This is a genomic window from Occallatibacter sp., from assembly GCF_049582745.1.
GTDB lineage: Bacteria > Acidobacteriota > Terriglobia > Terriglobales > Acidobacteriaceae > Telmatobacter.
Genome location: NZ_JBAUUO010000011.1, coordinates 1 through 1878, shown reverse-complemented (window position 1 = coordinate 1878; position 1878 = coordinate 1). Strand labels below are relative to the sequence as shown.

At 58.0% G+C, this 1878-nt stretch carries 2 protein-coding genes and 1 pseudogene; 2 read left to right on the top strand and 1 reads right to left on the bottom strand.

Features of this window, described 5'->3' with window-relative positions; translation table 11 throughout:
• Positions 1 to 218 precede the first annotated feature (218 nt).
• Together WCA10_RS01365 and WCA10_RS01360 are read left to right on the top strand one after the other, a co-directional pair.
• Positions 219 to 1220 (top strand): formate dehydrogenase subunit gamma, encoded by a 1002-nt coding sequence (locus WCA10_RS01365; RefSeq protein ID WP_472820683.1) that lies wholly within the window; start codon positions 219 to 221, stop codon positions 1218 to 1220.
• 261 nt (positions 1221 to 1481) lie between these two features.
• Positions 1482 to 1679, top strand: a complete 198-nt coding sequence (locus tag WCA10_RS01360) for a DUF1003 domain-containing protein (RefSeq protein WP_472820682.1) — start codon at positions 1482 to 1484, stop codon at positions 1677 to 1679.
• Here WCA10_RS01360 and WCA10_RS01355 read toward each other — a convergent pair.
• Positions 1676 to 1878: pseudogene (locus WCA10_RS01355) on the bottom strand (IS4 family transposase); the annotation flags it as partial. The gene WCA10_RS01360 and the pseudogene WCA10_RS01355 overlap by 4 nt on opposite strands.

The window sequence follows — 1878 nt, the reverse complement described above, 5'->3', positions numbered from 1 at the left end:
CCGAGATGTGCTCGACCAAATCGCTGCTCGCCGGCGACGGCGACGTCATCGCCCAGATCTACAAGGAACGCGTAGCCAAGCGCGGCTACGGCTCCGGCGCCTGGGGCTGGCAGACCGCCTATCGCGAGTCGATCGCGACCTGATTGCACGACGGCGGTGCGGAGGCCCGCGCCGCCGGTTTCGCCACTGAAGAAGACTTGAATTTTGGGAGAAATGACATGGCGAAAGTTTTTGCTCATCTGCGGACGATCGCCGGCGCGCTGGCGCTTGCATTCGTGGTCGTAACGGCACAGCCTTCGGCGGCGCAGCAGCCGAGTTCGGTCAACCCCACCGCCGACGCGGTCAAGGAGCAGCAGCTGCTGCAGAAGTTCAAGATGATCCAGGGGCTGGGCACCATCCCGGACACCAAGTCCTATGTGCTTGAGCATCCAGCAGGGCGCGAGTGGCGCGAATTCCGCACCGTCACGCTGAAATGGATCGGCGGCATCTCTATACTCGGCATGCTGGCGCTGCTTGCTATCTTCTATCTCTGGCGCGGCAGCATAAAGATCGAGGGTGGCCGTTCCGGGCGCACCATTCTACGCTTCAACGGTTTCGAGCGCTTCGTGCACTGGCTCACCGCCACCTCGTTCGTCATCCTCGGCTTGACCGGACTCAACATCAGCTTCGGCCGCAGGCTGCTGCTGCCGTTGATGGACCCGCAGGCTTTCAGCACCGCCTCGGAATGGGCGAAGTACACCCATAACTATCTGAGCTTCGCCTTTATTATCGGCGTGGTGCTGATGTTCCTGATGTGGCTCGGGCAAAACTTCCCCACAGCGGCCGACGTCGAATGGCTCAAGGCCGGCGGCGGCATGGGCAAGGGCCACACCAATGCGCCCGCGCACAAGTTCAACGCCGGCCAGAAAATCCTGTTCTGGCTCATCGTGCTTGCGAGCACAGCGATGATTATCAGCGGTTTTATGCTGCTGTTTCCGTTCTATTACGGCCTGGGCGTCGGCGACATGGAGCTCGCTGAAATATTCCATGGTGTGGTCGCCATGTTGTTCATTGCACTGATCCTCGCCCACATCTATCTCGGCACGCTCGGTGAGGAGGGCGCCTTCGAGGCCATGGGCACCGGCGATGTGGACGTCAACTGGGCCAAGGATCATTACAATCTCTGGGTCGAGGAGGAGTCGGGACGCGGTGCCAGCGCACGCACCCAGCCGGCCGAATAAAGGTCCATGTCAGCCACGCTCGTCCGGTGTTTCGCCGACTAAAAGACGGAATCGCAGAATCCCGTATGCTTGTCCTCTCTATCGCGTCCGATTGACGTTGGCTTCATCGCTGATAGCGTCGTCGACCTCAATGGAATCATGCTTCGAGTTAGGAAACCGACTCTGAGAGGCGTACTTCGCCACTTCGTAAGTTGCTGGTGCGCGTCCGTCTCCTTCGACCCATGATTTGAATGCACTCGATCAAAATTGAGGGCAAGTGCGATGGCAACGACAAGCAAGAACTGGTACGCGAGTCACATTGATCCGCGAACCTTTGGCGAATGGATCGCCGATTCCGTCGTCGCGACGATGGGCTCTTGGACCTTCATTATCATCCAATCCGTGGTGCTCGCGATTTGGGTCGCGATCAACCTCGTCGCTTGGGTAAGTCATTGGGATCCATCAGTAGTGTCCGGTTAAAACTCGAATAGATTCAGTTGACTATGAAATGCGGGGTTGTTTGCGATCGGCTCGACGCCCGAAACAGCTTGCTTCAGCGGCAATTTCTCGAAGAGGGTCAACGACAATATCTGTAGCAGCGCATGCAGGGACACGTCCAAGCGAAGTTGTTTCTTGATGATTGCTACCAGGACATAGACGCTGATGGCGATCCAGATTT

Excerpts from the sequence above, each read along its gene's own strand:
- WCA10_RS01360 (WP_472820682.1), top strand. The coding sequence starts at position 1,482 with ATGGCAACGACAAGCAAGAACTGGTACGCGAGTCACATTGATCCGCGA.
- WCA10_RS01365 (WP_472820683.1), top strand. The coding sequence starts at position 219 with ATGGCGAAAGTTTTTGCTCATCTGCGGACGATCGCCGGCGCGCTGGCG.